The organism is Sphingopyxis sp. KK2 (assembly GCF_001990265.1).
In the GTDB taxonomy this organism is placed as follows: domain Bacteria; phylum Pseudomonadota; class Alphaproteobacteria; order Sphingomonadales; family Sphingomonadaceae; genus Sphingopyxis.
On the sequence record NZ_LYVN01000277.1, the window covers coordinates 1 to 1735 of the forward strand.

The following is a 1735-nucleotide window of genomic DNA, read 5'->3' on the forward strand; positions in this document are numbered from 1 at the left end:
TTCGCGCCTCCCTCCCTCTCCCGCCGGGAGAGGGAGGGAGGCGCGAAGCGGCGGAAGGGTGAGGGAGACTAAGGACCGTCAGGCCAGCGTCGCGCGAAAGGCGGCGAGGCGCGCGACGGCTTCGTCGAGGATCTTATGGTCCTTGGCGAAGCAGAGGCGCAGGATGTGGCGCGGGCCGTCGCCTTCGAACAGCGCCGACACCGGGATCGAGGCGACCCCGGCCTCGCGGACCGCGCGCTCGCTGAAGTCGCGGTCGGTGAGCGCGATGCCCGAGGCGGCGAGGTCGATGCACAGGAACCAGGTGGCGGCGTTGGGGAGGACGGTGAAGCCCGCGCGTTGGAGCGCGTCCGCCAGATGGCGCCGCGACGCGGCCCATGCCGCGCGCTGATCGGCGAACCAGTCGTCGGGCTTGCCGAGCCCCTCGGCGACCGCCCATTGCAGCGCGGGCGGCGTGGTGAAGGTGAGGAACTGGTGCGCACGGCCGAGCGCCTGCGCGATATCGGGCGCGGCGCAAAACCAGCCGACCTTCCACCCCGTGAGCCCGAAGATCTTGCCCGCCGAGCCGATCTTCACCGCGCGGCGCGCCATGCCGGGCATCGACAGCAGCGACCGGTGCGGGACGCCGTCGAAGCAAACATCCTCCCACACCTCGTCGCAGATCGCGGTGAGGTCGTGGCGAACGCAGAGATCGGCGATCATCGCGAGTTCGGCCCCGCTCGCGACCGTACCCGCCGGATTGAGCGGGTCGTTGAGCATCAGCAGCCGCGTGCGCGGCGTGATCGCGGCCGCGATCGGCGCGGCCTCGTAGCGCCAGTGCGGCGGGCTGAGCGGCACCGACACCGGCACGCCGCCGGCGCGGCGCACCATCGGCGCATAGCTGTCATAGGCGGGCTGGAAGAGGAGCACCTCGTCGCCGGGGGTGACGAGCGCGAGGAGCGCCGCAGCAAGCGCCTCGGTCGCGCCCGAGGTGACAACCACCTGTTCGCGGGTCAGCGACAGGCCCTGCCGCCGGGCGTAGAAGGCCGCGATCGTGTCGCGCAGTTCGGGGAGGCCGAACGCCGGGGGATATTGGTTCGACCGCTCGGCGAGCGCGCGCGCCGCAGCATCGAGCATGTCGGGGTGCGCCGGGCCGTCGGGGAAGCCCTGCCCCAGGTTGATCGCGCCATGCTCGCGCGCCAGCGCAGACATATGTTCGAAGATCGTCGGCGCCATCGCGGCATAGACGGGATGGATATCCGTCATGGCGCGGGGGGTGCGAGCCAGAGCGACAGGCCCGGCGGCGGATCGGCGGGCGGCGCGTCGGCGATATGACGCACCGCATCGGCGCGGGCACGCGCGAGGATCGCCGGGGCGATGCCGGGGGGATGAAAGACATGGTCGGCCTCGCCGAGCAGGCGCGCGGCGCCGAGCGTGAGGTCGTCGGGGTCGAAGCTGGTCAGTGCGATCGTCTCGATCCGCGACGCGGGAAGCGCCGCGTCGGCGGCAAGCCAGTCGTTCACGCGATCGGGCGCGGTCGCGTCGAGCGGGTCGAGCGCCCCGCCGCTCGCCAAAGCGGCGTCGATCGCGCGGCGGCGATCGGCGGCGGCGGGCCAGCGCGCCTTCATGGCGTCACGTCCGGCGTAGAGCGCTGCGGCGAGCGCGCCGAGGCGCGACGGCAGCAAGGCCTCGATGCGCTGGCGCACGGCCTTCGCCAGCCCCGCCGACGCGCCGCCGGTGCCGATCGCGATCGTCACCG

General features: G+C 73.1%; 1 protein-coding gene and 1 pseudogene. Both read right to left on the minus strand.

The annotated features are described in order from the left end of the window. Positions 1-78: 78 nt before the first annotated feature. A complete protein-coding gene (locus B1A78_RS21720; RefSeq protein ID WP_077148902.1) occupies positions 79-1242 on the minus strand; it encodes an aminotransferase in 1164 nt (387 codons plus the stop codon). Then, positions 1239-1735: pseudogene (locus B1A78_RS21725) on the minus strand (siroheme synthase); the annotation flags it as partial. The gene B1A78_RS21720 and the pseudogene B1A78_RS21725, both read right to left, overlap by 4 nt.

Excerpts from the sequence above, each read along its gene's own strand:
- B1A78_RS21720 (WP_077148902.1), bottom strand. The coding sequence starts at position 1,242 with ATGACGGATATCCATCCCGTCTATGCCGCGATGGCGCCGACGATCTTC.